This window comes from Desulfosarcina ovata subsp. ovata (assembly GCF_009689005.1).
Lineage (GTDB): Bacteria > Desulfobacterota > Desulfobacteria > Desulfobacterales > Desulfosarcinaceae > Desulfosarcina > Desulfosarcina ovata.
On record NZ_AP021879.1, the window covers coordinates 3444693 to 3467147 of the forward strand.

Consider the following 22455-nt stretch of genomic DNA (forward strand, 5'->3'; position numbering starts at 1 on the left):
GATAGCATGAAGAAAATATTCATTTGCAGTCGCTATGCGGGAGACGTCACCCGCAATGTAACTGTCGCCGAACGCTTGTGTCGCAAGGCTGTGGAACAAGGCTGCGCGCCGTTCGCACCCCATCTTCTGTTCACCCGCTTCCTTGACGATGAAAAGGCGTCGGAGCGGGAGATCGGCATCTCCTGTGGACTGATTTTCATGAAAACCTGTGACGAGGTCTGGGCCTATATCGGTGATGGGGTTTCCAGTGGCATGCGCAGAGAAATGGACCACGCCCTTTGTCTTGGCAAGACCGTGGTCGAGATCGAGGAGTTCTGACCGTGGCTTGGGACCAGAAAGAGATCACAGCATACATCGTGGATGTGGATACGGGTGACTACTTGGATTTCCAATATAACCCCAACGATATCGTGGACGACAAAAGCACCGCGTACGCCGCCATCAAGATTCCAGGGATGAGCCATCCCCGCTACCAATATGTGGCCGGCGAACCCCGTAAGATCAGCTTCAAAATTTTATTCTTCAAGGGACCGGTCAAGGAATCGGTGGACTGGCTGCGCTCTCTCCTCTACCCGGAGCACGCAGGAACGATGCTCAAGAACGCGCCGCACCGTGTGCTGTTCATGTTTGGTGATCTTTATCCCGGTGTGCTCTGCGTGGTCAGGCAGGTCAAGGCGCGCTTTTTCCACCTGTTCGACCGGGACAATCTACTTCCCCAACATGCCGAAGTCGACATGGTGCTCGAGGAGTACATCGACGAGTCGGTGGATTACTCGGAGGTGCGCGGATGATCGGACGTCGTTCCCGTTATGCCTCGGGCATCCTTTACACGGATTATGGGGATGAGTTTCTGGGAGTCCGGCCACGCGTCGATACAACTCCCCGTCCCGATGATCGTTTCCACACGGTGGTTGACGACGATAGGCTGGATCTGCTGGCCCACCGCTACCTGGACCGGGCCGATCTGTGGTGGATCATCTGCGATTACAACGACATCTTCTTCCCCCTGGAGATCGAGCCCGGCACCGTGCTTCGAATTCCATCCGTTGAACATGTTCTGATGCGCTTGCTGAGCTGACTCAAGCCTTTCATCTCATTCGCGCCGACAACTTTCCCCACGCTCCGGTAAGTATCCGGTGAAGACCGCCATGCCGGCGGTACAACCGGAGTTAGGCGCATGGATCTCGATACATTCAAACCGACGTTCCTGATTCAGATCGAGGGACAGACATTATCGGCGGACATCACGCAGGAGATAACCTCGTTCATCTTCGAGGACAACGAGGAGGAACTCGATGTCCTGGAGTTGTCGGTCACGAACCGCAACCTGCAGTTTGTGGATGATCCGTTGTTCCAGGAGGGCAACGAGATCGTCGCCCGCTTCGGATATGTCGACAACCTCTCCCCGCGCAAAAAGGCAGTCATCAAGGATATCGATTACGACTTTCCAGAGAGCGGTGACCCAACCATTCGCATCAAGGCCTATGACAAGGGTTTCAAACTGGCAGGCAAAGAGAACCAGAAGGTTTGGAAAAAGCCCGCTCCGGGCATCCTCTATTCCGAAATCGCCGAGGAGATTAGCTCCGCCAACGGACTGACGTCGGTGGTGAAGCCCACCAAGGGACAACATCTGCGGGTCGCGCAAAGCAACATCTCCGACGCCCAGTTTCTCAAGGAACTCGCAATCAAAGCCCGTGAACAGGATGGCGACGGAGTTACGGGTTACGCCTTTTACATCCAGGACGACGAACTGCACTTTCATCCCCGCGAGCTGGAGAAAAAGCCCGCCGCGGTCCTTGAATACTTCACCGACCGTAAGGGCGTGCTCCGCTCCTTTCGCCCCTCCACCCAATCACAGGGGGCAAAAGGAGCCGGAACGGAGACCAAGACCACCGGCGTTGATCCACGCAAGAAAGAACCCGTGGAACATACCGCCAACAACGAGACCACCCCGGAGCGCACGTCTCTCGGCAAGCGGACCTACCTGGTCGACGGAAATACCGGTGAGGGAGCCTTTAAAGAGCAGGAGTCGGGACAAATCGTTCCCAGCTTCGAACGGTCCGAAGGCTTCCACGAAGAGCCGCGTCAGGAACCCGCCCAGGACCTGGCCGAAGGCAAGTTCAAGGAAGCCGAGCTCCGCCAGGTCGAGGCCGTCGCCGTCACCATCGGCATTCCCGCGCTGCGGGCCAAGCAGAACGTGGAAGTCAAGGGCGTCGGTCAGAAGTTCTCCGGAATCTATTACTGCCATTCGATCCGTCACGCCATCGGTGACAATGGATATCAGTGCGAACTCAAACTCAAGAAAAACGCTCTGGGCAAAGGAGCCGGTGACAAGTCGATTGAGGCCAAGGGTAAGCAAAACGACCAGGAAGCGCCGCTGACCCCACAGGAAGAACCGCCACAAATGGTGACCATCGACGCGGATAGCGGGCAACGACGGTAAGGAGTTGAAATAAATGGGAAATCTAAGCAAGAACTTTTCACGGCATGAATTCGCATGTCGATGCTGCGACCGGGCCGAGATCAACCAGCGGCTGGTGGGTGCGCTGCAGGAGCTGCGCGATCTCGCAGGTCTGCCGGTTCGAGTCACCAGCGGTTACCGCTGTTCGGAACACAATCGGGCGATAGGCGGAGCAACCCGAAGTCAGCATCTGCTCGGAACCGCGGCGGACATCTCAGTCAGAGGAATGACCCCGACCGAAATGTACCGACTGGCCGAAGACGTTGAGGCCTTTCGCAACGGCGGTATCGGCGTCTACCCGGACAAGGGATTTATTCATGTGGATGTGCGAGACGGACGGGCCCGCTGGGGACAGCTCGACGGGAAATACGTTGCGCTTGCAGAAGCGCTGAAAAACACAGGAGGAAACGACCATGCAACAGCTTGAACAGATTCTGACCTTTATTTTGGACCACAAGGAGCTCATCGGGACTTTTCTCGCGACGCTTCTGGCGATTATCAAACTGACTTCGTGGGGCCGAGCCAAGGCCGCGGCGTTGGATGCGGTTATCGGTGTCATTGAGCGAATGGGAGCAAAAGAGGTGAAAAGTGGAGTCGCAACCAAGGAAATCAATCTCCAGACGGCGGCCAAGGATGCCCTTCGTCACGCGGTGACCAAGGCCGATCCGAAAAAGAAGGCTGATGGACTTGCGACCCGTGTGGTGCGGGAGGTACTGCGCGGCGTTCTGCCACTGAAATAAGCGGGAGGATTGTCTGTGATCGAAACCCAGGACCGACAACATGAGGAGCGTTACAAGAACCGCTGGTACGGCAAATACCGAGGTTTTGTGCGCGATAACAACGACCCCGAGCGTCTCGGGCGCTGCCGTTTGGAAGTGCCGGCGGTGCTCGGTACCGGCAAGGAGAACTGGTCGGACTGGGCATCACCCTGCTTTCCCTACGGCGGGAACGAGGACATCGGTGTGTTTCTTGTTCCCGAAGAAGGCGCGTCGGTATGGGCGGAGTTCGAAGGCGGCAAGGTCCAGTTCCCCATCTGGTCGGGCGTATGGCTGGCAAAGAGCAATCCCGGTGAACAGCCGGAGGAGTCGAAACGCGTTTGCAGCGATCCCACCTGCCGGGATTGTGAGGATAAAGTCGAACATAAACCGGACAGCCACGACAACCTCGAACATAAGAAATACCACGGCCATCCGCCGTATTACTGCCCACGCCGCAAGGTACTGCTCAAAACCGAGACCGGCCACACCATCGTTTTTGACGACCGGGATGAAGAGGAATTTTTAAAGATCATCGACCGCGCCGGGCAGATCCTTCACATGGACTGCCGGGTAAAGCGGGATGTTCAAACCGGCAACTCCCGAAGACGGGGGACCAAGAATGCCGAGCAAGGTGATCAATTGGACATCGCCGCCGACATCAAGGACCAGCATGGCCGTATCGAAATCACCGATCTCTGCCGTCAGTTCATGCGCTGGGAGGCATGGAAGGATAAGGAGAAAATCCATATCCAATCCTGCGACAAGACCCGGGCCCGCTGGCAGAAGATTCTCATCGACACCACCAAGGGACGGGAAAAAGTTCATATCTGGGGGCTTTGCGGCACTCAGGAGATTCTCATCGATTCCACCAGCGGCGCAGAAAAGATCCAGCTGACCGACAAAGCCAGCCAGGTGGTGGTCATGAACGCCGCAGCCGGACAAGAACGAATACAGGCCACCGACAAATCCGGCAGTGTCATCCTCATGGACGGCGTCATGGGCAACATCATCGTCCGCTCCAGCAATAAGGTGTTGATCAACACATGAGGGAAAATCTTATGTATCCATCAGTGTCGGTAATCATCAGGGGCTACAACCGAGAACGATATATCGGCCAAGCCATCGAAAGCGTGCTTGCTCAGACTTATACGGACTTCGATCTGCTGGTCTGGGATGACGGCTCAACCGACAAGACCGCCCAAATCGCCATCGAATATGCAAAGAAGGACAGACGCGTCCGTGTCGCCGCATGCGATCACCGGGGGGCTGTTAAGTCCTTGAAGGCCGCCGTGGCGGATACCTTCGGGGCCTACCTGTGCTGGGTGGACAGCGACGACCTTTTGGCACCCACGGCATTGGAAGAAATGGTCGCGGTCCTGAAAAAGAATCCGTCGGTGGGGATGGTCTATACAGATTACCAGCTAATTGACACTGTCGGGCGGGTTAAGGGGAACGGACGACGGTGTCGTATTCCGTACAGCAAGGACCGGTTACTTCTCGATTTTATGACTTTCCATTTTCGGCTCATACGCCGTTCGGTTTACGAACAGACAGGCGGTATCGATGCCGATTTCAGATGCGCCGAAGACTACGATCTATGCCTGCGTTTATCTGAAGTCACTGAAATTCGTCACATTCAAAAGCCGCTGTACCAATATCGAGTCCATCCCCGGTCCATTTCCCATGAGATGCGGCTGGAACAAGTCCACTGGTCTCGGGAAGCCATTTCTAATGCTTTGAAGCGCAGGGGGCTGGCGGATCGCTTTGAGGTCGATCTTCAAATTCGAGAACGCTTCTCGCTGAAAAGGAGAGAACCCGATGGATGAACGCGATCAAGGCCAAACGCCGTGCAACTGGGAGCAAAATGAGCGTCTCCTGGCGCGCACCTTCGACTCCTGGCGAGCCGAGTTCAGAGCGATTCTTGAAGATCACCGTCGGGAAATACAAGCGCGGTTGGAAAAAATCGAGCGCGAGATCGAGAAAAAATCGGACAAGGAGAACGTCGATCTTGTGGTCCGCAATATCCAGGGTGATCTGCGTCGTCACAGTGACGACATCAAAAACCTGCAAACAGGTCTTAATCAGAAGATGGGTGTCGAGACCATGTGGAAGGTGGTGGGGCTGGTACTCGCCATCAGCGGAGCCGTGGGCGGTGTGGTCGGCTTTTTGATTCGCGTGTTGACGGGGAAATGATCATGGCCAGACCGCAAGCCAGACTCGGTGACATTTCCAGCCACGGCGGCGTGATCATCACCGGCGCAACGAGAACGGTGGTCAACGGTAGGCCCGCTGCACGCTTGGGTGATTTGCACGCATGTCCTATTCCAGGTCATGGGGTCACGCCCATTGTTACCGGAAGCCTCGATACGACCACTGAAGGTATGCCCAACGCACGCATCGGCGACGTCACCGCCTGCGGCGCGGTCATTGTCACCGGCAGCCTGGACACCACTGATAACTGAGGTTTGACGGATGGATTACGAAGATTTGGGGTTTTATTACTGGGATGTGTTTCCAAAAAAAATCAAGGTGACGCGCAGTTGGTGGTCCATGTCGGTTCCCCTCTCGATTCGCGGAACGCCAAAAGGCGAACTGCAATATGAGACCGTCGATTCCAGTATCGCCTGGGTTGATTGGGAAGGGCGCGTCCGGCTCGGTTGGCGCACGGGAGCTACGATTATCATGGTTTACGATTCTCCGTCGCGGGACAGTATTCGTTACGTAGAGATAGAAGTGATCGAGGAATTTGGCGGTGGATACGGTGAGCCAGTGTAAAGGAGATAGGTGATATGGCCCTGTGGGATGAAGAAGGATCAGGATATGGAGACGGTTACGGTGAGGAAGGCGGGCCGATCATAGAACAGACCAGTTCGTCGCTGTCCCACTATGAAATTATGACGCTGGCGCGGTTATTGGCCACCGGCCTTGGCGTGACCGGCGAGGAGGAAGAACCCTATCTTCTTCAGGTCAAGAACAGCCTCTCTGCGATCAAGGATATCATGGAGCAGAGTCACAACGCTTCAGAAGCGATCCGTGCCGAGGCCCAGACCGTATTGGAAGCCCACGCGGAAAGCGCCCAAGAGTATATTCAACAGGTCGAACAACCCAATCCACCGGATTTTCACCCTTTTGTATCCATGCCTGAGGGAACCACCGTTCGGGATCTGCCGGACGGCGGACGTATCTTCACCCTGGCTGACGGCGTGCTTGTGCGGGTGAATGCAGACGGCAGCCTTGTCTCTATCAGCCAGGATGGAACCGCCGTCACACTTGAACCTGCCAGCGGCGGTATCGTGACGCTTCCTGACAGTCGGGAACTCACCCTTAAACCGGAAGCGATCCGCGTTACGCATGAAGCCGCCGGAATCGAGGGTTTGCCTCTCGATATCGACCCGGTCCAGACGGCCCAAGGCCGTTATCGGGTTGAATTGCCGGGTGGATACCGTCTCGATGTCTCTCACGACGAACGTACCGCTGTTGTCGGCAACCCTGCCGGTACCGTCAATATTCTCGCCATCGTTCGTATCGAAGGTGTCGGTGAGGATATTCAGGTGCGTCTGGTTCCCGGCGGAGCCAAGGGATTCACCGCAGCCGAAAGCGGCCACAAAGGGATCATTGAAGCCGACGGTACGATCCATCTTTCCATGGTGAACGGTCTTGACCTCGTCATTCATTTTCCTGAAAACGCAGGAACCGGAGATGAATACGGTAACGATGATGTCGCTCCTGTGATTTGTGAGGAGCGTGAATGATGGGACTCGATTTTCTCGGAAAGGGACTGAAATTTCCCTTCAGATTCCGGCAACGCTCGGGTGGGGCGCAGATCTCTTCAGCCACTTCGCTGGAACATGAACACATCCGCGAAAGCATTATCCAGATCCTCGGCACCCGCCCGGGCGAACGATTCATGCGCCCCGAATTCGGCTCCCGGCTTAAGGACCTCATTTTTGAGCCCAACGATGAAGTTCTGAAAGGCCTGATCCGCCATTACGTCATCGAGGCCGTCAAACGCTGGGAAAAGCGGGTGGTCATCACCGACGTATCCTTTGACGACTCATCGCAGAATATCGACCGCCACATTTTGCCGGTCCGCATCTCCTACCGCGTTATTCAGAGCCAGGTGGAAGGTAACCTGGTTTACCCCTTCTATCGCGAGCCGCTTCAAGTTTCCGCTCCCCGACAGTTCCGCGCCATTGCCGGTAAGTAACAAGCGGGTCCTCTCTGTCATTTGCGGCAGTTTGAGGAGCCCATGTTGCTAAAACCGACAGGTGACCGGAAATGGGCAGAGCCAGTATCGCTTATACAAACAAGGACTACGACTCCTTGCGTCGGGAACTTCTGGCGCGGGTGCCGCAGCTGACCGACCGCTGGACGGATTTCAACGCGTCCGACCTCGGTGTCGTTCTTCTCGAACTTTTCTGCGGCGTCGGCGATATGCTGGCGTACTATCTGGACGCTCAGGCCGCCGAAGCCTTTCTGCCCACCGCCCGCCAGCGGCAAAACGTCATCAATCTTTGCAAACATATCAGCTACCGGTTGGACTCACCGGTGGCTGCCACAACCAATTTGCGCTTCTCCCTGGCCGCGCCTCTTGACGCGGATCTGGTCATACCGGAAGGAACAGCGTGCAGGGCCCGTCTGGAAGACGAAGATGTCGAGTTTGAGACGGCCAAAGACGCCACCATCCCGACCGGCCAGATGACGGTCGAAGTAGGCGCGCGCCAGGGGATTCGCAAAACTGAAACCTTTTCCGGCACGGGCGAGCCTGGTCAGAAGATCAATCTCACCGGGACGGCGGTCGCTCAAGGTAGCATCCGCATCCGGATACAAGACCGGGAGTGGATAGAGGTCCTTCACTTCCAGGAAAGCGATGCCGAATCCCTTCACTTTCAATCCGACACAGACGCCCTGGACAAGACCCGTATCGTCTTTGGTGACGGCATGCGCGGATTTGTTCCAACCGCCGGAGTGGAAATCGAGGTGGCGTATCTCGAAACCCTGGGCGCGTCTGGCAACATCGGAGTAAATCTGGTTAATGAGCTGCTGACGCCCGTTTATCTCGACAGTCAACAAGTCGCTCTCACAGTCGACAACCCGGTTCCGGCCACCGGCGGGACCGACCGGGAGACCCTGGAGCACGCTCGCAAACAGGCCCCTGCCGAAGTGCGGTCACTGTGGAAGGCGGTCACCAAGGAAGATTATCAGGCGCTTGCGGAGGGATATCCCGGTGTCGCCAAGGCACAGATTCTCGATGTCAACGACTGCGGAAATATCCGTTATTACCAGGTCAACCTGGCTGTCGCCCCGGACGGCGGCGGACCACCCTCAACACTTCTTAAAGAGGACCTTGCCCAATATCTGGAATCGCGCAAGGTCATCACAGTAGAGATCAATCTTTTTGAACCGGTATATCGGCCTGTGGTTATCGACGCGGAGATATTCGTCTATGCGGGAGAAGACCTGGATCTGGTGCACAGCCGGGTCGAGCAGGCGCTGGATGATTTTTTCGCCTTTGACCGGATGAGTTTCGGCGTACCGGTGCATTTCTCCGACCTGGTTTCCGCGATCGACGCCGTGCGCGGTGTGAGCCACGTTAACATGTTCACTCCGCAGCAGGATGTTGAAATCCGAGCCGGTGAAATCGCCGTCATCGGCACGCTGAATCTCGATGTCAGGAGGGCTGTTTGATGGCATCCTATTTCGAGAAAAAACTCATCGACTTACTGCCCCCGCTTTACCGCGAGCGTGACGGTTCTGGTGATCTGCAGACTCTTCTCAATGTCCCCGCGGCCAGTTTCGATGAGATAAAGGAACTGATCGATAGATTTCCAGAACTCTTTGACGTCGACCGCTGCGAAGACAGGTTTCTCCCGTTCCTCGGAGAGATCGTGGGACATCGCTTCGATCCCCTTGCCGATGCCCCGACCCAGCGCAGGCTCATTCGTGAGGCCGTGGAGATCTATCGGCGTAAAGGGACTATTCCGGCGATCAGCAGGTCTCTCACTGACATCGGTTGGCGGGGAGGTATAGAAGAAACCTTCCACAAGGCGTTGCGGCTTAATCGGCGCTCCCTGGTGGGACGTTCAAAGCTGCCCGGGTTGATCTACAGTCTCGGCGTTTATCGCATCGAAAGCGACAACGTCGTACAAGGGGTTCGTCCGGCACTGGATTTCCATCACCCGGCAAGTACCAGGGTCTTTTTTCTGCAGTGGCTCTACTCGCTGCTGTCTATGGAATCGGATTTTGAGGCGGTTATTAAAAAGGTGGTGGAACGCGTCTGTCTCGGCCATCTGCATGAAACTTTCGTGGTCAATCACAATGCGCTGAACACCGACTACCACCTGACCCGCAAGAACAAGACCTGGGGCTTGTGGCGGATTACGGACGGCACAACGCTCCTGCAGGATATTGAACGAGCCGGAGTATGCCTCTCGCGCTGGCACGGACGCACACCGCGGTTCCGGTTAAATAGTGTACCGCTCAATTCCGACCGGCTGCCCAATCTCTGGATAAGCGAGCGAAAGTTCGCCGTCTGCTGCGGGATCGATACCAAACCAACATCTGATACCACAACGCCGGTCGTGCGACTGGCGGGTCAGGATCTGAACCGGTCTCGACTCAATCAATCCGCTCCGGCCTGCAAGATAAAATTTCGACAGAAAGATCTGGTATCCGAGGCACTTCACAGTGAATCGGAAAATCAGGGGAACCGGCGGACCCATCGTTATGGTCGTCGTTCACGACTTTCTCACTGGTTCAAAGTGGGCCATTCCCGCGTGAACGGTATAGACAAGGTGTCCGGCGCGGCTGCCGGCAGGCATCTGTTCATCACTGCCTATGCCCATGCGGACTGGCCGGAGGTTTCTGGAGCCTGGGACGTGGTGGACCGCTGGCGTGCTCGTCGTCCCGGATTTTCATTGAACAGCCGAACCCTGAACTCAACTGAAATCACCGACGCATACATCACCGAGGCTCGAGCATCGTTCGAGCTGACTGTGGATACAGGCATTCCCCGCCGCCGACGCATGGAGACACTGCTTCTCAATAGCCGCAGGCTCAACCACACTGGGCTCCGCCTTTCGGTGGATCGTACCCGGCCGATGCGTTTGGGCCGCATGCCGCTGAACGGCTCCGGTTTTCGCTTGTCCGAGCCGTGCCTGCGCTGGCGCTTCCGGCAAAAGGATGACCACGCGGAAGTCCAGGCCGGAATCGACGCGGCGGCCAATCAGTACACTGTCACGCAATGGCCGGCGGCATAGGAGGATTTTATGGCGATTCACTTATATGAAGACATCACTCTGGTCCAGCAGGTATCCGAGGGCGACCTCTCAAACCCCGATGACGACACCTACAACGGGACCGACGGCGAATCAAAAGACAAGGAACTTTTCCTCGCCAACGAGCAGACAACGCTGGCTGTTGCTTTGGCTTCGGGAGAAACCTCGCTGCAGCTGGATGAGTCCCGCTTCGCCGATGGTGAAGTCATCATCATCGACAACGAACAACTGCGTGTTTTGAGCGGCGCTGGAACCACCACGCTTGGTGTGGAGCGCGGTTACGGGGGAACAGCCCCGGCCGCGCATGACGCCGGGGCCGCGGTCTACTCCGGATACGACTACACAGGACTGGTAATTGAACCTGTCGATACCGTAGGCGGAGACGAATCGGACTGGTATGCGCTGGCCCTGACCCAAGCGGAACTGGACACAGCCACTCACGGCGCACCGCTCAACATGGGCGACAAGGCGCACAACGTCACCGTCTCGCTATGGAGGCGCTGCATCGTGCCTGCCGGAACACCTGTACAGAACAAGACGGATCTCAGGCTCCGTGTCACCGGCACAGAGAACCCGATCCTGTAGGAGGAATAAATGGCCTATCACAGCACATCCGGTACCGCAGACAACACCGCCGACTTCCTGGTGAAGCTGAAAGACTTTCTGACGACCGTTGTCGGGTGGACGCTCCACGATGACGGATCTGCACAGCCTGATCCCTACCACGTTCTGAAATCAGTCGGCGAGTCCGGCATCGAGGACATTTACCTACAGTTCATCGACGATACGAATACCGACCGGATCGTCGTGCGCGGGAGCCTTTTCTGGGACGCCACAGCACACGCGGGCGTGAAAGAAGCTTACCACAACAGCTACACCTATATCCGCACCGTGGACGCTTCGCAGTTTCTGTACTGGCTCTTCGCCGACCTCGATCATGTATTCGTGGTTACGAAGGTGACGGCTACCTACTACGGCCACTACAGCGGATTGATCAACAGATTCTGGTCCGGTGCGGTGGCAGTGACCCAGACCGCAGCCACTCCCGGAAGCGACGTCGTCCTGCAGGTAAACGACGCATCGATATTCACCGTGGACGGATATTACCTGATCAAAGACGACGCTGGAATCGAAAGGGTTCAGATCACCGCCGTGGATACAGGCGTTACGCCCAACACGGTAACAGTAGCAAGCCTGGCAAACGCCTATGCTGTGGGTGCGAAGATCGGCGAGGACCCCCAGCCGGTCATCATCGGCCGCTACCAATCGCCGGGAAGTTTCTACGCTCTGAACAAATTCGACGGATGGTCCAGTACATCCGGTCAAACTGGATCATCGGCGGCGGCGCACGGCAATTTTCACACTGCGGCAAACCCGGATAAACGTTACGGCCTGCTCACCATGTTTCCGTGGCTCGTAGCCCATACATCAAGCGCTTACAAAGAGCTGCGCGGTGAGTTGATCGAAGTCTACGCCATCGGAAGCGGAGCCGCTGATTCAGAGGATGTGCTCGACATGAGCGGAACGACCTACCGGATTTTCAATATCTCCGGACCGGGTTGGTGTGCGGTGAAGGAGTAGAGGGATGGCTGTAAGACAAGGAAACAAGAAGGCAATAACCAAGAAAGCCGCACGGGTCGTACCCCAATTTCGGATGTCCCGGATGATCGGCGTGGCGTATCGAATTCGCGGGAGGCTGAGACGTGGCAACCCATAACGGCAATCGTTTCACATTCCAATCGCGAGCCGGACATGTGATTCCGATGAACCGCGCCCAGGGACCGGTCCTTCCGGCGGCTGTTTTCGAGGCCGTCGGTGCGACCAGTTCGATAAGAACGGTGAGAAACAATGCGAATACCGCCATGCGGATATGGACGCCATTTATCGTCGAAGCCGACTCGCAAGCCAGGATTGTGCATTCACTGCTGCGGGAATTCGATGCCCGCATGTGGGTTGTCCGTATCCCTCAATACGAAACCGATATCTCCGTGCTGGTGATACGCCCATTTTCAATCAACGGCGATACACGGCAGGCGGTTTCAGCCGCCCTCGAACGTCACACGGACACCGAACAACGCGTGGTTCATCAGCTGGAAAGCGATTTTGACATCGGACAAACAATCTTCGCTGTGCTGATCAACGAAAGCCACGCGATCCAGACCTGAAGGAGGAATACATATGTCACTGGGACTTATTGTTAAAACCGGCCGCATCCTCACCGCGAGGCTGCTAATGGGGGAACCCATCGACGGAATCACTCACTGCGCCATCGGCGACGGTGACGCCACATTCATCGACCCGCTCAACCCGCCCGCGCCGGACATCGATCAGACGGCGCTTAAAACTGAACGAGCGAGAAAGAAGCACTACAAGCGCACCTTCCTCAAAGAAGACCCGGAAGGGACACTCGTCGTCAACGGTATCCACTACATCGAGACCGCCGAGGAGACCCAGACCATCGGTGTGTTTTTCCGTTTCGAGGAAAGCGAGGCCAACGGTATCACCATTCGGGAGTATGGATTCTTCGGTGGTGATGTGGCCTATATTGATGGTCTTCAATCGGATTACGCAGCGAATGGTGTTTACCACCCGGACACCAATCCGAGCGGCGAAGTGCTCACGTCCGGATACCTGTACGAAGTGAAAAATATCCCCGACTTCAACAAGACCTCTGATACGCGGGTGGAGCTGGTCGGGGTCATTAAAATTTAGGAGGAACAACCATGTCCATCTCGCGCGATACATTCGACCCGACAAAAAACTATAAACAGATCCGCTACCACCAGGATCGCGACCTGCTCGACTCGGAATTGAACGAACAGCAGGAGATCATCAACCTCGAACGCAAAAAGATCGCCGACATGCTCTTCAAGGAGGGGGCGGTCATCAGCGGGCTTGGGGTATCGGTCACCGACAATGTGCTGACCGTTGCCGAAGGGATTGTCTATGTCGACGGTTATCTCGAGCAGGTTCCGGGCGCGGTTCTGACCTACGATCCCGCCAAGACATCGGGTGTGGACTACGTTTACGTCGAGTTGCTCAAATACAACTACGGTTACAACCAGGACGCGGCGCTCATCAATCCGGCCACGGGCGAACCAACCGCCGAGCGTGAAAAATGGGTTCTGACACAGAAAAACCATGACACGAGCGGTGAGACGCTGCCCAATAACGTTCTCGAGCGCAAAGTCATTCCTATTTACAAGTTCGACCGGGAAACAGGTGACGTCACCGCCACGGTCCAGGAAAAGTCCAACATGTACCTCCGGGATCTCCTGGGGACGATTCCCGGCAGTCGCATCACGGTCTCTTCCATCACCGAGGATCAGCTCTCCTTTGCCGCGGCGGAGGGGTTGAACTCGCTGCTCCAGAACCTGGCCGAACGAACCTTCGACCAGGCCGGTAGCTACCTGGTGAAGGGGCTGGACAGTTTCATCGGTGATAACGACAGCGACAACGTGGAGGTGATCACTAACGCCGGGCGGGCTTACATCCAGGGATTCCGCCTGCAAAAGGATCTGCCGACAACCACGTTGGTCCCCAAATCCGTCGCCACCAAATCGGTGCGCGGCGAGCAGAAGACGTACAACGTCGGTACCAGGCGCTATGCGCTCAACAGCACACCATTGAAGGAGAGTACTCAGGTCGAAGCCATTGTCGAGATTGTCTCCAATATCACACGCGGCTCGGTGGGAGGCGGAGAAGACCTTCTCACACCGAATCCGGTTGTGGATATTCTCGAGGTAAGCCAGGGTGCAACTGTTTTTCAAGAAAGCGTGGACTGGCAGCAGTCCGGCAATTATGTGGACTGGCTCGGATCGGGAAGCGAACCGGCCATCGGCACCACCTATACCGTACGCTGGACTTATACCAAGCAGATGATCAAAGGTACGGATTACGTGGACGGTGGTTGGTTCGGCGAATCCGGTCATCCCTCCGCCGGGGAACACTTCTACCAGGTTACGGTCCTGGACGCTTCAGGTGAGACCGAATATGACCCGGCTGATGTCGTTTCCCGCGATACCCTGGCCAGTGAAATTAACAAGCTGTCTTGGTTGCCGGTCAATGGAGCCACCGGCTATCGCGTTTACCGCGGCACGCAGAACACCGACCGGGCCGACTTTCAGCTTCTCAAGGAGGTCGCTTCCGGGGCCACCACCTACGTAGACGACGGCGTGGACGAGATCGTCGGCGGTAACCCACCCGCATCCAATACCAGTGGCCTGACCATGTCCCCGGTGCAGATCGCCCTGGGCAATTTGAGCCTGGTCAATTTCGGTCGAACCGGACTCGGCGACGACCCTGTGGACGGCTCAAACTGTAGCGTCGATTACGACTACTACCTGGGCCGTAAAGATATCATCTACGCCACGACCGGTGAGATTAAACGACTGGAAGGTGCGCCGGCTGATTTTCCAAAACTGCCGGTTGTACCCGAGGGCACACTGGGACTCTGCAGCGTCGACTGCCCGCCCAATTCGGTTGAGATGGACATCATCAACTTCGGTTTGACCCGCGTCACCATGGACCAGATCCACGAGATCATCGATGACGTGGAGGACCTCAAGTACAACGACGCCCAGTTCCAGATGAACAACGAGCTGCAGAACCGAGACGCGCAAACCAAGAAAGGCGTCTACTCGGACGATTTCTCCAATGACGCCCAGTCCGACATCTATCACAGCGAATGGAGCGCCAGGATTGACGGCGTGAGTCAATTTGTGGGGCCGGATCGTGTTTCCACACCCAACCTGCTCGAAGTCGACCTGGGTGCGAGTGACGCGCTGTTCAAAGGCAGCCTGGTGCTGCTTCCCGGCACGGAGGAGGTCCTGATCGAACAGGCCGACTGGTCCGAGGAGAAGAACATCAATCCTTATGCGGTCTTTGAAAAGCCCGATGCAGCGGTGGAGATCACACCGAACATCGGACGCCGGGGACAGACCGGCATCGCCGTGGTCGGTTCCAACTTCACGCCCAGCGCAACAGATGTCACCGTACGCTGCGACGGACAGGTGGTCGCTTCCAACCTCACGGCTGACGCTGCCGGACGGGTGAGCGCATCCTTTGTTATCCCAACCAATGTCCGTAATGGCGACCGGATTGTCGAAGTAACCGACGGCACCTATTCGGCCCAGACCAACCTGCAGGTCAACGATCCGCTCGTGATCACCCGAATCCAGCGCATTGTGGTCAACCGCACCATCGTGCGCAGACAAACCATCGTACAGCGGGTTCCGCCGCGTATCGTCCGGGTGCCGGTCGTTCGGACCGTGTGGCGTTGGAGATGGCGATGGCGCAGGCGCGACCCGCTGGCCCAGACCTTCAGTTTCACCCAGAACCGTGTCGTCTCGGCCGTGGGCGTTCATTTCACTCAAAAGGACGCGTCCATCCCGGTGACGGTTCAGATCCGCGGTGTGACCACCGGCTTGCCCAACGAAGTGGTTCTGGCCGAGAAGGTGGTTTCTTCTGACGAGATCAGCCTGAGTGGCGAAACCAAGATCACCTTCGACGATCCATTCTACGCCGAGGCGAACACCAGCTACGCCGTCGTGCTGCTCACCAACAGCACCAACTATCGCGTGCGCATCGCCACGCTGGGACAGATGGGGCAAAACGGCGTCATCACCCGGCAGACCTATGCACAGGGTGTGCTTTTGGAAAGCTCCAATGCCGAGACCTGGACCCCGCTCAACGGTTCCGATCTCACAGTGAAGATTTACGGATACGATTTCCAGCCGTCCGGCGAGGTTCGATTCCAGCCTGTCACCGGCGCGCAATTCAGCGAACTCAATCTTGATGAATACTCGGCCATCCCGGAAGGCACAGGCATCGTCTGGGAATATTCCACGGACGGTGGAACCACCTGGGACGCTATCGTGCCCGCCGAGGAGGAAAACCTGCCGAACATCGCAAGCGATGTGTTGCTGCGAGCGCTTTTTGAAAGCGCCGAGATTAACGACTCACCGGCGTTGAACTACAAGGACGTGAACCTGATCGGGCATCTGAACAACACGACCGGGGCTTATATCTCCCGCGAGAACGAACTGACCCAGGGAGTGGAATCCACCAAGGTCTACACGCAGATGAACATTCCCAGCGGTACCAGTCTCAACTGGTTCGCCTCCAACGACGGCGGTGCGACCTGGGAGCCCATGTCCATCGAGACAACACGGGAGATCGATCAGGAGTGGACCGAGTACACGCTCACCCGGACATTCTCCGATCCAAGCGGAACCGAGGTCCGCTACAAGGCGGAAATGAACGGCAACAACCTGGTCTACCCGCGGATTCACACCCTCGGGGCCACGTTGAGCTGATGGAGGAATGCCCATGATCGTTCGACAACAAGGTGGATTGACCGAGTTCATTCCTTCCCCGCGGGAAAAACGCGACGGAGTCATTCGTGACAACGCGCTGGAATTAATGGCGAACCTGGATGCACGGCTTCAGCGTATCGAGATGGAACTCGATCTTCCCAGCGAAGAGGCTGCGGCCTTTACCGAGATCATGAAACGCATTCAGCAGGAAGAAACCGAAACCAGGCGGATTAACCGGAAGCTGCTTGATTCCGGTGTCAGCCACACTGAGAGGATATGACCATGACCATTTCGATTCAAAGCAACACCGACACCATATTAGAGCTGCCCAGTCTGCCGGGAACACTCGGACCGGGAAAAACAACAAGCCTACCCGCCATGACCGAGGATCTTGTCCGAGCCATTGATCTCGGACTCCTGCTTGTTCCTTCCGGCGCGGAAGCGCCCGACGGTCTGCCGCCGGTCGTGTTCGACCATCAGTATCCCCATGTGCTGCCCATTTCGGCGGACAGGGCCTATTACGTCCGCGTCCTTCGTTCTCCCGGTGGTTTTCACGATGGCACCACCCTCCGGGATTTCATCGCCTACTACGCTGATGGGAACGGGATGAGCTGCACCTTTTCCGATGACGGGCTCAGCTGGGACAACGAAAAAGAGGTCACAGGCATTGCGGCCAACGGCTATCATGTCGTTTGCGCCCTGGAAACACCGAATCGCATGCGGATTCTCTACTGGGACCCGGATGTGCCGAACCAGCCCTATGCCATGGCCGGTCTGCGTACCGCGATCTGCAATCCACAGGCGGACGCCTCTGTGTTTACCGAGGATGCGGTTTGCACAGGCAACCTGGTTACCGAGGGAACTGAGGCCGTCTGGAACCGCGGCCACTACGGACCGTCATTCCTCTGGTACAACCAGAAGCCGACTTCCATTCCCGGCAAGCCTTTCACCTGGCGCTACGCCATGTTCTTTATCGCCTCAACGGGCGGCAACGACAGTCTCGGTCTGGGCTATTCGGACGACGGGATGGACTGGCAACTCTATGGGGACACGCCGATCCTCTCCGGACTGATCGATGCTCAGGATTGGGAAGGGGTGAACGGCTACGTCTCCTCCTGCCACGTGGAGCGCCTGGCTGACGGACGCTGGTGGATGCTCTACTCCGGCGGCGCGGCAGGAAACGCCGGCATCGGTTACGCGTGGTCCTGGGACCGAATCTACTGGACAAAGGCTTCTTTCAATCCCGTGTTTCAGGCGGGTGACGGGCCCTTCCTCGAACGTTGCTACACACCCAGCCTCGCCATTGACGCTGACGGTACCCTGCTTCTTTACCGCTCCGCGCGCGATGATACCAATTACCGGACCTTTGTTTCACGTCTCAGGGCACCTTCGCTTGGTTGGCAGGACCTGCTCGGGTCCGATCATCTAGGACAAGGGCTCACGGCACGCCGATCTGTTCGTCGCGGCCAAGGCTCCGAGGCCGAACGGGACGTAGCTATCCCCAACCCAGCTCTGGGAGATGAGTGGTTTAACACCGATCTCTCCGGCGGCGGAAAGTGGGAGAAACACACCGGAACAGCATGGGAACGAACCTGATCGGTGTTCTATTCTTTCCGGTTTCCATTTCCAAGGAATAGCGTGAAACCACGTATCACACCTGCCTAATTCTACCGGATGGGATGCCAGCCTCACCAAAAAAGAGTCGCCAACGGTCAATGGGGGCGTATCTAACCCTCCTTGTGCGGCTTTATCCGGACAAAACCAATTGACAGCGGGCATTTGCCCATGTATATTAGCCGAAGGTTTAAATTGGGGTAGCTGTGCCCAGCTACCCTGTTTTTCGCCTCCGGCGAAGGTGACTATTAACCAAATCGCCCATGAGGAGCAAAAGAAATGGCCGAGATGGAAGACCGTTGGTTATCAGTAGATGAAATTGGCAAGTACCTCGGGGTCAGCAGCGACACCGTGTACCGCTGGATCGACAAGCACAACATGCCTGCTCATCGTATGGGTCGTCTCTGGAAATTCAAGAGAAAGCAAGTGGACGCGTGGATCGAAGCTGGTGGGGCTAGCATAGCGGGATCTGCTTCTGGCCAACAGGAGGACTCCACGGGAAATTGATGGGAAATCAATTCGAACAGAAACAAGGAAACAAGCGAGTATGATCACCTAAAAGGGACATGTTAAGACATGAATCTCGAACAACTCAAACCAAATGCCATCGCATACGGGCCAGTGTTCCCTGAACCCGTGAAAATCATTGCCGTTGTTCCAATGGGAAGCTCGGTTAAAGTTATCGCGGAAGGGCTGGATTCAGGCAAAGTTCATCAGCCCGTTCTGTCCCCGGAACAGATAGCGACACTCGAAGTTTCGCCCGATTCAAAGCCATACGACGGAGATTCGGAGCGTTTCCGGCTTGGGATTGAATCTATTCGTTTAGGTTTGGCATATGAATATGATCCCTACTTCAGTCTTTCCATTGCTCGCGTAGACCCTCTGCCGCACCAGCTTGAAGCTGTTTATGATTACTTTCTCAAACTCCCGCGTATCCGGTTTCTGCTCGCCGATGATCCCGGTGCCGGAAAAACCATCATGGCAGGATTACTTGTCAAAGAATTGAAAGTCCGTGGTCTGATTCGCCGTGTGCTGATCGTCACCCCCGCCAATCTTTCCTTTCAGTGGCAGCGTGAACTCAAAGACCGTTTCCGCGAGGACTTCACAGTGATCCGGAGCGACTTGCTTCGGGCCAATTACGGCGCTAATCCCTGGCAGGATATAGACCAGGTGATCACATCCGTTTCCTGGGTGTCCCGCATCGAGGATGCAAAGGACAGTTTGATGCGCAGCCACTGGGATCTGGTGATTGTCGATGAAGCACACAAAATGAGCGCCTATGGCGAGGACAAAAAGACGCTGGCATATCAATTGGGGGAGTCGTTGTCGCGTATGACGGACCATTACCTCTTAATGACTGCGACACCGCATAAAGGCGATCCCAAGAACTTCTCACTATTCCTGCGGCTGCTCGATCCGGACGTGTATGCCGACGTAAAGAGCATACACCTCGCTATGGAACGTAATGAGGCTCCGTTTTATTTGCGCCGCGTCAAGGAAGCGCTGGTCACCTTCCCTGATCAAAAAACCGGAAAATCGAAGAGCCTGTTCACCAAGCGGATTGTCCACACTGCCGGATTCGAAATAGACGATGAGGAACTGGATTTCTACGATGCGTTAACCCAATATGTTGAAGACCAGTCCATTCGTGCGTCGGAACAGAACACGGCGGCAGCAAGGGCCGTCGGATTTACAATGGCCATGCTTCAAAGGCGTTTCGCATCGAGCATTTATGCCGTCCGGCGCACCCTGGAAAGAATGATACAGAAGCGTCGCTGGATTCTTGAGAATCCTGAAGAATACCGGCAAAAACAAATTGAGAAGAAAATACCAGACGATTTCGAAGATCTGCCCGAGGACATGCAGCAATCCGTTCTGGAAGCCGCTGAAGCAGCCGTCATTTCCATCGACCCCCAAGCCCTTCGCGATGATATCGTTGAACTCGAAAACCTGGTCGAGAAGGCGTGTGCGCTGGAAAAACGGGAAGTGGAGTCAAAACTCGTTCGGCTAAAATCCTTCCTGACCGACGAGAATTTCTTTGATGACCCTCGGATGAAGCTGCTCATATTTACCGAACATAAAGACACACTGGACTATCTCGTGGCCGATGGCCACGACGGGCGTCCTCTCGGGAAGTTACGAGAATGGGGATTCAACGCCACGCAAATCCATGGTGGTATGAAGATCGGCGACCGGAACACCCCTGGGACCCGTATCTATGCAGAACGAGAGTTCAGGGAGGATTGCCAGATTCTCGTAGCCACAGAGGCTGCCGGTGAGGGCATCAACCTTCAGTTCTGCTGGTACATGATCAACTACGACATCCCGTGGAACCCAAATCGACTCGAGCAGCGTATGGGGCGTATCCATCGCTACGGTCAGGAAAAGGACTGCTATATCCAAAACTTCGTGGCGACGAACACCCGTGAAGGCCGGGTTTTCGAAAAGCTCTTTGAGCGGATTGATAAGATCGAAGCCGATCTGGACCCGAACCGCACAGGTAAGGTCTTCAATGTCCTTGGCGACGTCTTTCCTGCCAACCAAATCGAGCGGATGCTCCGGGACATGTATGCGCACAACCAGATGACCGAGGAACTCATCAAATCACGGATCATTGAACAGGTGGATACCGAACGCTTGCGCGAGATCACGGAATCCACGCTGGAGGGACTGGCCAAACGAAGCCTGAACCTATCGGCCATTGTCGGAAAGTCCGAAGAGGCCAAAGAGCGCCGTCTTGTGCCGGAGGTCATTGAGGGTTTTTTTCTTGGAGCCGCACCGCTGGCCGGCGTTTCACCCAAAGCACAGCAGCAGAACCGGCACGTTTACCGCATCGGGCGTCTGCCCCGCAATCTGATGCCGCTTGCCAATGAACTCGAGCCACAATTCGGCCGCCTGGGCAGAGAATACAAGCACATCGTCTTTGACAAAGAGGAGCTTCAGGAAGATCCAACCCTCGAGTGGGTGACACCCGGCCATCCATTGTTTGAGTGCATCCGCGTTTTTATTGAGCGCGATGTGAGAGATTGCCATTCACGCGGCGCTGTATTCTACGATTTGCACGCATCAAACCCCGCGCATCTGGACGTTTTCTCAGCGGAGGTGCGGGATGGGCGGGCCAATGTGCTTCACAAGCGCCTGTTTGTCGTTCAGACTGACGTCAACGGTCGTATGATGGTCAAGCAACCGACCATTTTTCTTGACCTGTCTCTTGCGCCCAAAGGCACCGAAATCCCGGCGGGGTTGACACCGCCCGACGCTACCGCTCTGGAAATTGCGCTCCATGAGCAAGCCTTGCAGCCCCTACTTAAAGCGGAAATAGGTCGCCGGGAGCAGGAAACGCGTAGGATTTCCGAACACATGGAAATCAGTCTCAACGCGGTCATCGACAAAGTGCAGTGCCAATTCGCCGAATTGATGAACCAGAAAGAGGCGGGCACCAATGAAATCGGCCTTGAGGGGCGTCTCAAGATGACTGAAGACCGTCTCGATGAACTGAATAATCGTCTCGAAACCCGTCGGGCCGAGCTGCTCCAGGAGCGTGAATGCACCATCAGTAACATTCACCGTTTCGCCTCCGCTTGGGTATTGCCGCATCCGGACCGTGAGGCTCCTGACATAAAGCCCATGGTAAGCGATCCAGAAATCGAGCGTATTGCCGTGGAAACTGTCATTGCCCACGAAGAGGCCCGTGGATGGAAGGTGCAGAGCGTTGAAAGTGAGAATCGTGGCTTCGACCTCATCTCGCGGCGGCCCCATTCCGAAGACCCGCAGACCTCTGTTGAAGTGCGATTCATCGAAGTCAAAGGCCGTTCCCATATCGGCGAGGTGGCTCTTACGACCAATGAATTTCAGACCGCCGAACGGCTCCAGGGTGACTTCTGGCTCTACGTCGTCTTCAACTGCGCCACTAATCCGGAATTGCACATCATTCGAAATCCTGCTCGCCTTGGGTGGAAACCCCTCGTCAAGATAGAACATTACCATGTTGGACCGCAGGATATTTTGCGGGCGGAGGAGGGCTGAGA

The 22455-nt window shown here is 56.1% G+C and carries 24 protein-coding genes; all 24 read left to right on the forward strand.

What is annotated here, in order from left to right:
• Positions 1-6 precede the first annotated feature (6 nt).
• The 24 genes from GN112_RS15265 (at position 7) to GN112_RS15380 (ending at position 22453) form a co-directional block, all read left to right on the forward strand.
• Positions 7-318: a DUF7768 domain-containing protein gene (locus GN112_RS15265; protein ID WP_155311001.1), complete on the forward strand. Its 312-nt coding sequence runs from the start codon at positions 7-9 to the stop codon at positions 316-318.
• Between the two features lie 2 nt (positions 319-320).
• The gene (locus GN112_RS15270) at positions 321-791 is read left to right on the forward strand and encodes a CIS tube protein (protein ID WP_155311002.1); all 471 of its coding nucleotides are present in this window, start codon (positions 321-323) and stop codon (positions 789-791) included.
• Positions 788-1078 carry a LysM peptidoglycan-binding domain-containing protein gene (locus GN112_RS15275; protein WP_155311003.1) on the forward strand — a complete coding sequence of 97 codons (291 nt, stop codon included), beginning with the start codon at positions 788-790 and terminating at the stop codon, positions 1076-1078. The genes GN112_RS15270 and GN112_RS15275 overlap by 4 nt, the downstream gene beginning before the upstream one ends.
• Positions 1079-1177: 99 nt before the next feature.
• Positions 1178-2443, forward strand: coding sequence for a phage late control D family protein (locus tag GN112_RS15280; RefSeq protein ID WP_155311004.1), 1266 nt, complete (start codon positions 1178-1180; stop codon positions 2441-2443).
• A 13-nt stretch (positions 2444-2456) separates the two neighbouring features.
• A complete protein-coding gene (locus GN112_RS15285; protein ID WP_155311005.1) occupies positions 2457-2888 on the forward strand; it encodes a YcbK family protein in 432 nt (143 codons plus the stop codon).
• Complete coding sequence (locus GN112_RS15290) at positions 2875-3201, forward strand: hypothetical protein (RefSeq protein WP_155311006.1); 327 nt, start codon at positions 2875-2877, stop codon at positions 3199-3201. The genes GN112_RS15285 and GN112_RS15290 overlap by 14 nt, the downstream gene beginning before the upstream one ends.
• Positions 3202-3216: 15 nt before the next feature.
• Entirely contained in the window at positions 3217-4266 is a 1050-nt protein-coding gene (locus tag GN112_RS15295) for a phage baseplate assembly protein V (RefSeq protein ID WP_155311007.1), read from the forward strand.
• Positions 4267-4277: 11 nt separating this feature from the next.
• A complete protein-coding gene (locus tag GN112_RS15300; RefSeq protein WP_155311008.1) occupies positions 4278-5045 on the forward strand; it encodes a glycosyltransferase in 768 nt (255 codons plus the stop codon).
• A complete protein-coding gene (locus GN112_RS15305; protein WP_155311009.1) occupies positions 5038-5412 on the forward strand; it encodes a hypothetical protein in 375 nt (124 codons plus the stop codon). The genes GN112_RS15300 and GN112_RS15305 overlap by 8 nt, the downstream gene beginning before the upstream one ends.
• 2 nt (positions 5413-5414) lie before the next feature.
• On the forward strand, positions 5415-5681 hold the full coding sequence (locus tag GN112_RS15310; protein WP_155311010.1) for a PAAR domain-containing protein: 267 nt from the start codon (positions 5415-5417) through the stop codon (positions 5679-5681).
• Between the two features lie 10 nt (positions 5682-5691).
• The gene (locus tag GN112_RS15315; RefSeq protein WP_155311011.1) at positions 5692-5994 is read left to right on the forward strand and encodes a hypothetical protein; all 303 of its coding nucleotides are present in this window, start codon (positions 5692-5694) and stop codon (positions 5992-5994) included.
• Positions 5995-6008: 14 nt separating this feature from the next.
• Complete coding sequence (locus GN112_RS15320) at positions 6009-6971, forward strand: hypothetical protein (RefSeq protein WP_155311012.1); 963 nt, start codon at positions 6009-6011, stop codon at positions 6969-6971.
• Entirely contained in the window at positions 6968-7426 is a 459-nt protein-coding gene (locus GN112_RS15325) for a GPW/gp25 family protein (protein WP_197743330.1), read from the forward strand. The genes GN112_RS15320 and GN112_RS15325 overlap by 4 nt, the downstream gene beginning before the upstream one ends.
• A gap of 71 nt (positions 7427-7497) precedes the next feature.
• On the forward strand, positions 7498-8907 hold the full coding sequence (locus GN112_RS15330; RefSeq protein WP_155311013.1) for a baseplate J/gp47 family protein: 1410 nt from the start codon (positions 7498-7500) through the stop codon (positions 8905-8907).
• Positions 8907-10478 (forward strand): phage tail protein, encoded by a 1572-nt coding sequence (locus GN112_RS15335; RefSeq protein ID WP_155311014.1) that lies wholly within the window; start codon positions 8907-8909, stop codon positions 10476-10478. The genes GN112_RS15330 and GN112_RS15335 overlap by 1 nt, the downstream gene beginning before the upstream one ends.
• A gap of 9 nt (positions 10479-10487) precedes the next feature.
• Positions 10488-11081: a hypothetical protein gene (locus GN112_RS15340; protein ID WP_155311015.1), complete on the forward strand. Its 594-nt coding sequence runs from the start codon at positions 10488-10490 to the stop codon at positions 11079-11081.
• A gap of 9 nt (positions 11082-11090) precedes the next feature.
• The gene (locus GN112_RS15345) at positions 11091-12077 is read left to right on the forward strand and encodes a hypothetical protein (RefSeq protein WP_155311016.1); all 987 of its coding nucleotides are present in this window, start codon (positions 11091-11093) and stop codon (positions 12075-12077) included.
• 122 nt (positions 12078-12199) lie between these two features.
• The gene (locus GN112_RS15350) at positions 12200-12661 is read left to right on the forward strand and encodes a hypothetical protein (RefSeq protein WP_155311017.1); all 462 of its coding nucleotides are present in this window, start codon (positions 12200-12202) and stop codon (positions 12659-12661) included.
• Positions 12662-12674: 13 nt separating this feature from the next.
• Positions 12675-13208 (forward strand): BW3TFN family phage tail fiber component, encoded by a 534-nt coding sequence (locus GN112_RS15355; protein WP_155306441.1) that lies wholly within the window; start codon positions 12675-12677, stop codon positions 13206-13208.
• Between the two features lie 11 nt (positions 13209-13219).
• Positions 13220-16813 (forward strand): DUF4815 domain-containing protein, encoded by a 3594-nt coding sequence (locus GN112_RS15360; protein ID WP_155311018.1) that lies wholly within the window; start codon positions 13220-13222, stop codon positions 16811-16813.
• 13 nt (positions 16814-16826) lie between these two features.
• A complete protein-coding gene (locus tag GN112_RS15365; protein WP_231717035.1) occupies positions 16827-17093 on the forward strand; it encodes a VrlD in 267 nt (88 codons plus the stop codon).
• Positions 17094-17278: 185 nt separating this feature from the next.
• The gene (locus GN112_RS15370) at positions 17279-18409 is read left to right on the forward strand and encodes a hypothetical protein (protein WP_162458953.1); all 1131 of its coding nucleotides are present in this window, start codon (positions 17279-17281) and stop codon (positions 18407-18409) included.
• Positions 18410-18715: 306 nt separating this feature from the next.
• Positions 18716-18934, forward strand: coding sequence for a helix-turn-helix domain-containing protein (locus GN112_RS15375; RefSeq protein WP_462477459.1), 219 nt, complete (start codon positions 18716-18718; stop codon positions 18932-18934).
• Between the two features lie 69 nt (positions 18935-19003).
• Positions 19004-22453, forward strand: coding sequence for a helicase-related protein (locus tag GN112_RS15380; RefSeq protein ID WP_155311021.1), 3450 nt, complete (start codon positions 19004-19006; stop codon positions 22451-22453).
• The last annotated feature ends 2 nt before the right edge of the window (positions 22454-22455 follow it).

Excerpts from the sequence above, each read along its gene's own strand:
- GN112_RS15265 (WP_155311001.1), top strand. The coding sequence starts at position 7 with ATGAAGAAAATATTCATTTGCAGTCGCTATGCGGGAGACGTCACCCGC.
- GN112_RS15275 (WP_155311003.1), top strand. The coding sequence starts at position 788 with ATGATCGGACGTCGTTCCCGTTATGCCTCGGGCATCCTTTACACGGAT.
- GN112_RS15280 (WP_155311004.1), top strand. The coding sequence starts at position 1,178 with ATGGATCTCGATACATTCAAACCGACGTTCCTGATTCAGATCGAGGGA.
- GN112_RS15285 (WP_155311005.1), top strand. The coding sequence starts at position 2,457 with ATGGGAAATCTAAGCAAGAACTTTTCACGGCATGAATTCGCATGTCGA.
- GN112_RS15290 (WP_155311006.1), top strand. The coding sequence starts at position 2,875 with ATGCAACAGCTTGAACAGATTCTGACCTTTATTTTGGACCACAAGGAG.
- GN112_RS15300 (WP_155311008.1), top strand. The coding sequence starts at position 4,278 with ATGTATCCATCAGTGTCGGTAATCATCAGGGGCTACAACCGAGAACGA.
- GN112_RS15305 (WP_155311009.1), top strand. The coding sequence starts at position 5,038 with ATGGATGAACGCGATCAAGGCCAAACGCCGTGCAACTGGGAGCAAAAT.
- GN112_RS15310 (WP_155311010.1), top strand. The coding sequence starts at position 5,415 with ATGGCCAGACCGCAAGCCAGACTCGGTGACATTTCCAGCCACGGCGGC.
- GN112_RS15315 (WP_155311011.1), top strand. The coding sequence starts at position 5,692 with ATGGATTACGAAGATTTGGGGTTTTATTACTGGGATGTGTTTCCAAAA.
- GN112_RS15320 (WP_155311012.1), top strand. The coding sequence starts at position 6,009 with ATGGCCCTGTGGGATGAAGAAGGATCAGGATATGGAGACGGTTACGGT.
- GN112_RS15325 (WP_197743330.1), top strand. The coding sequence starts at position 6,968 with ATGATGGGACTCGATTTTCTCGGAAAGGGACTGAAATTTCCCTTCAGA.
- GN112_RS15330 (WP_155311013.1), top strand. The coding sequence starts at position 7,498 with ATGGGCAGAGCCAGTATCGCTTATACAAACAAGGACTACGACTCCTTG.
- GN112_RS15335 (WP_155311014.1), top strand. The coding sequence starts at position 8,907 with ATGGCATCCTATTTCGAGAAAAAACTCATCGACTTACTGCCCCCGCTT.
- GN112_RS15340 (WP_155311015.1), top strand. The coding sequence starts at position 10,488 with ATGGCGATTCACTTATATGAAGACATCACTCTGGTCCAGCAGGTATCC.
- GN112_RS15345 (WP_155311016.1), top strand. The coding sequence starts at position 11,091 with ATGGCCTATCACAGCACATCCGGTACCGCAGACAACACCGCCGACTTC.
- GN112_RS15355 (WP_155306441.1), top strand. The coding sequence starts at position 12,675 with ATGTCACTGGGACTTATTGTTAAAACCGGCCGCATCCTCACCGCGAGG.
- GN112_RS15360 (WP_155311018.1), top strand. The coding sequence starts at position 13,220 with ATGTCCATCTCGCGCGATACATTCGACCCGACAAAAAACTATAAACAG.
- GN112_RS15365 (WP_231717035.1), top strand. The coding sequence starts at position 16,827 with ATGATCGTTCGACAACAAGGTGGATTGACCGAGTTCATTCCTTCCCCG.
- GN112_RS15375 (WP_462477459.1), top strand. The coding sequence starts at position 18,716 with ATGGAAGACCGTTGGTTATCAGTAGATGAAATTGGCAAGTACCTCGGG.
- GN112_RS15380 (WP_155311021.1), top strand. The coding sequence starts at position 19,004 with ATGAATCTCGAACAACTCAAACCAAATGCCATCGCATACGGGCCAGTG.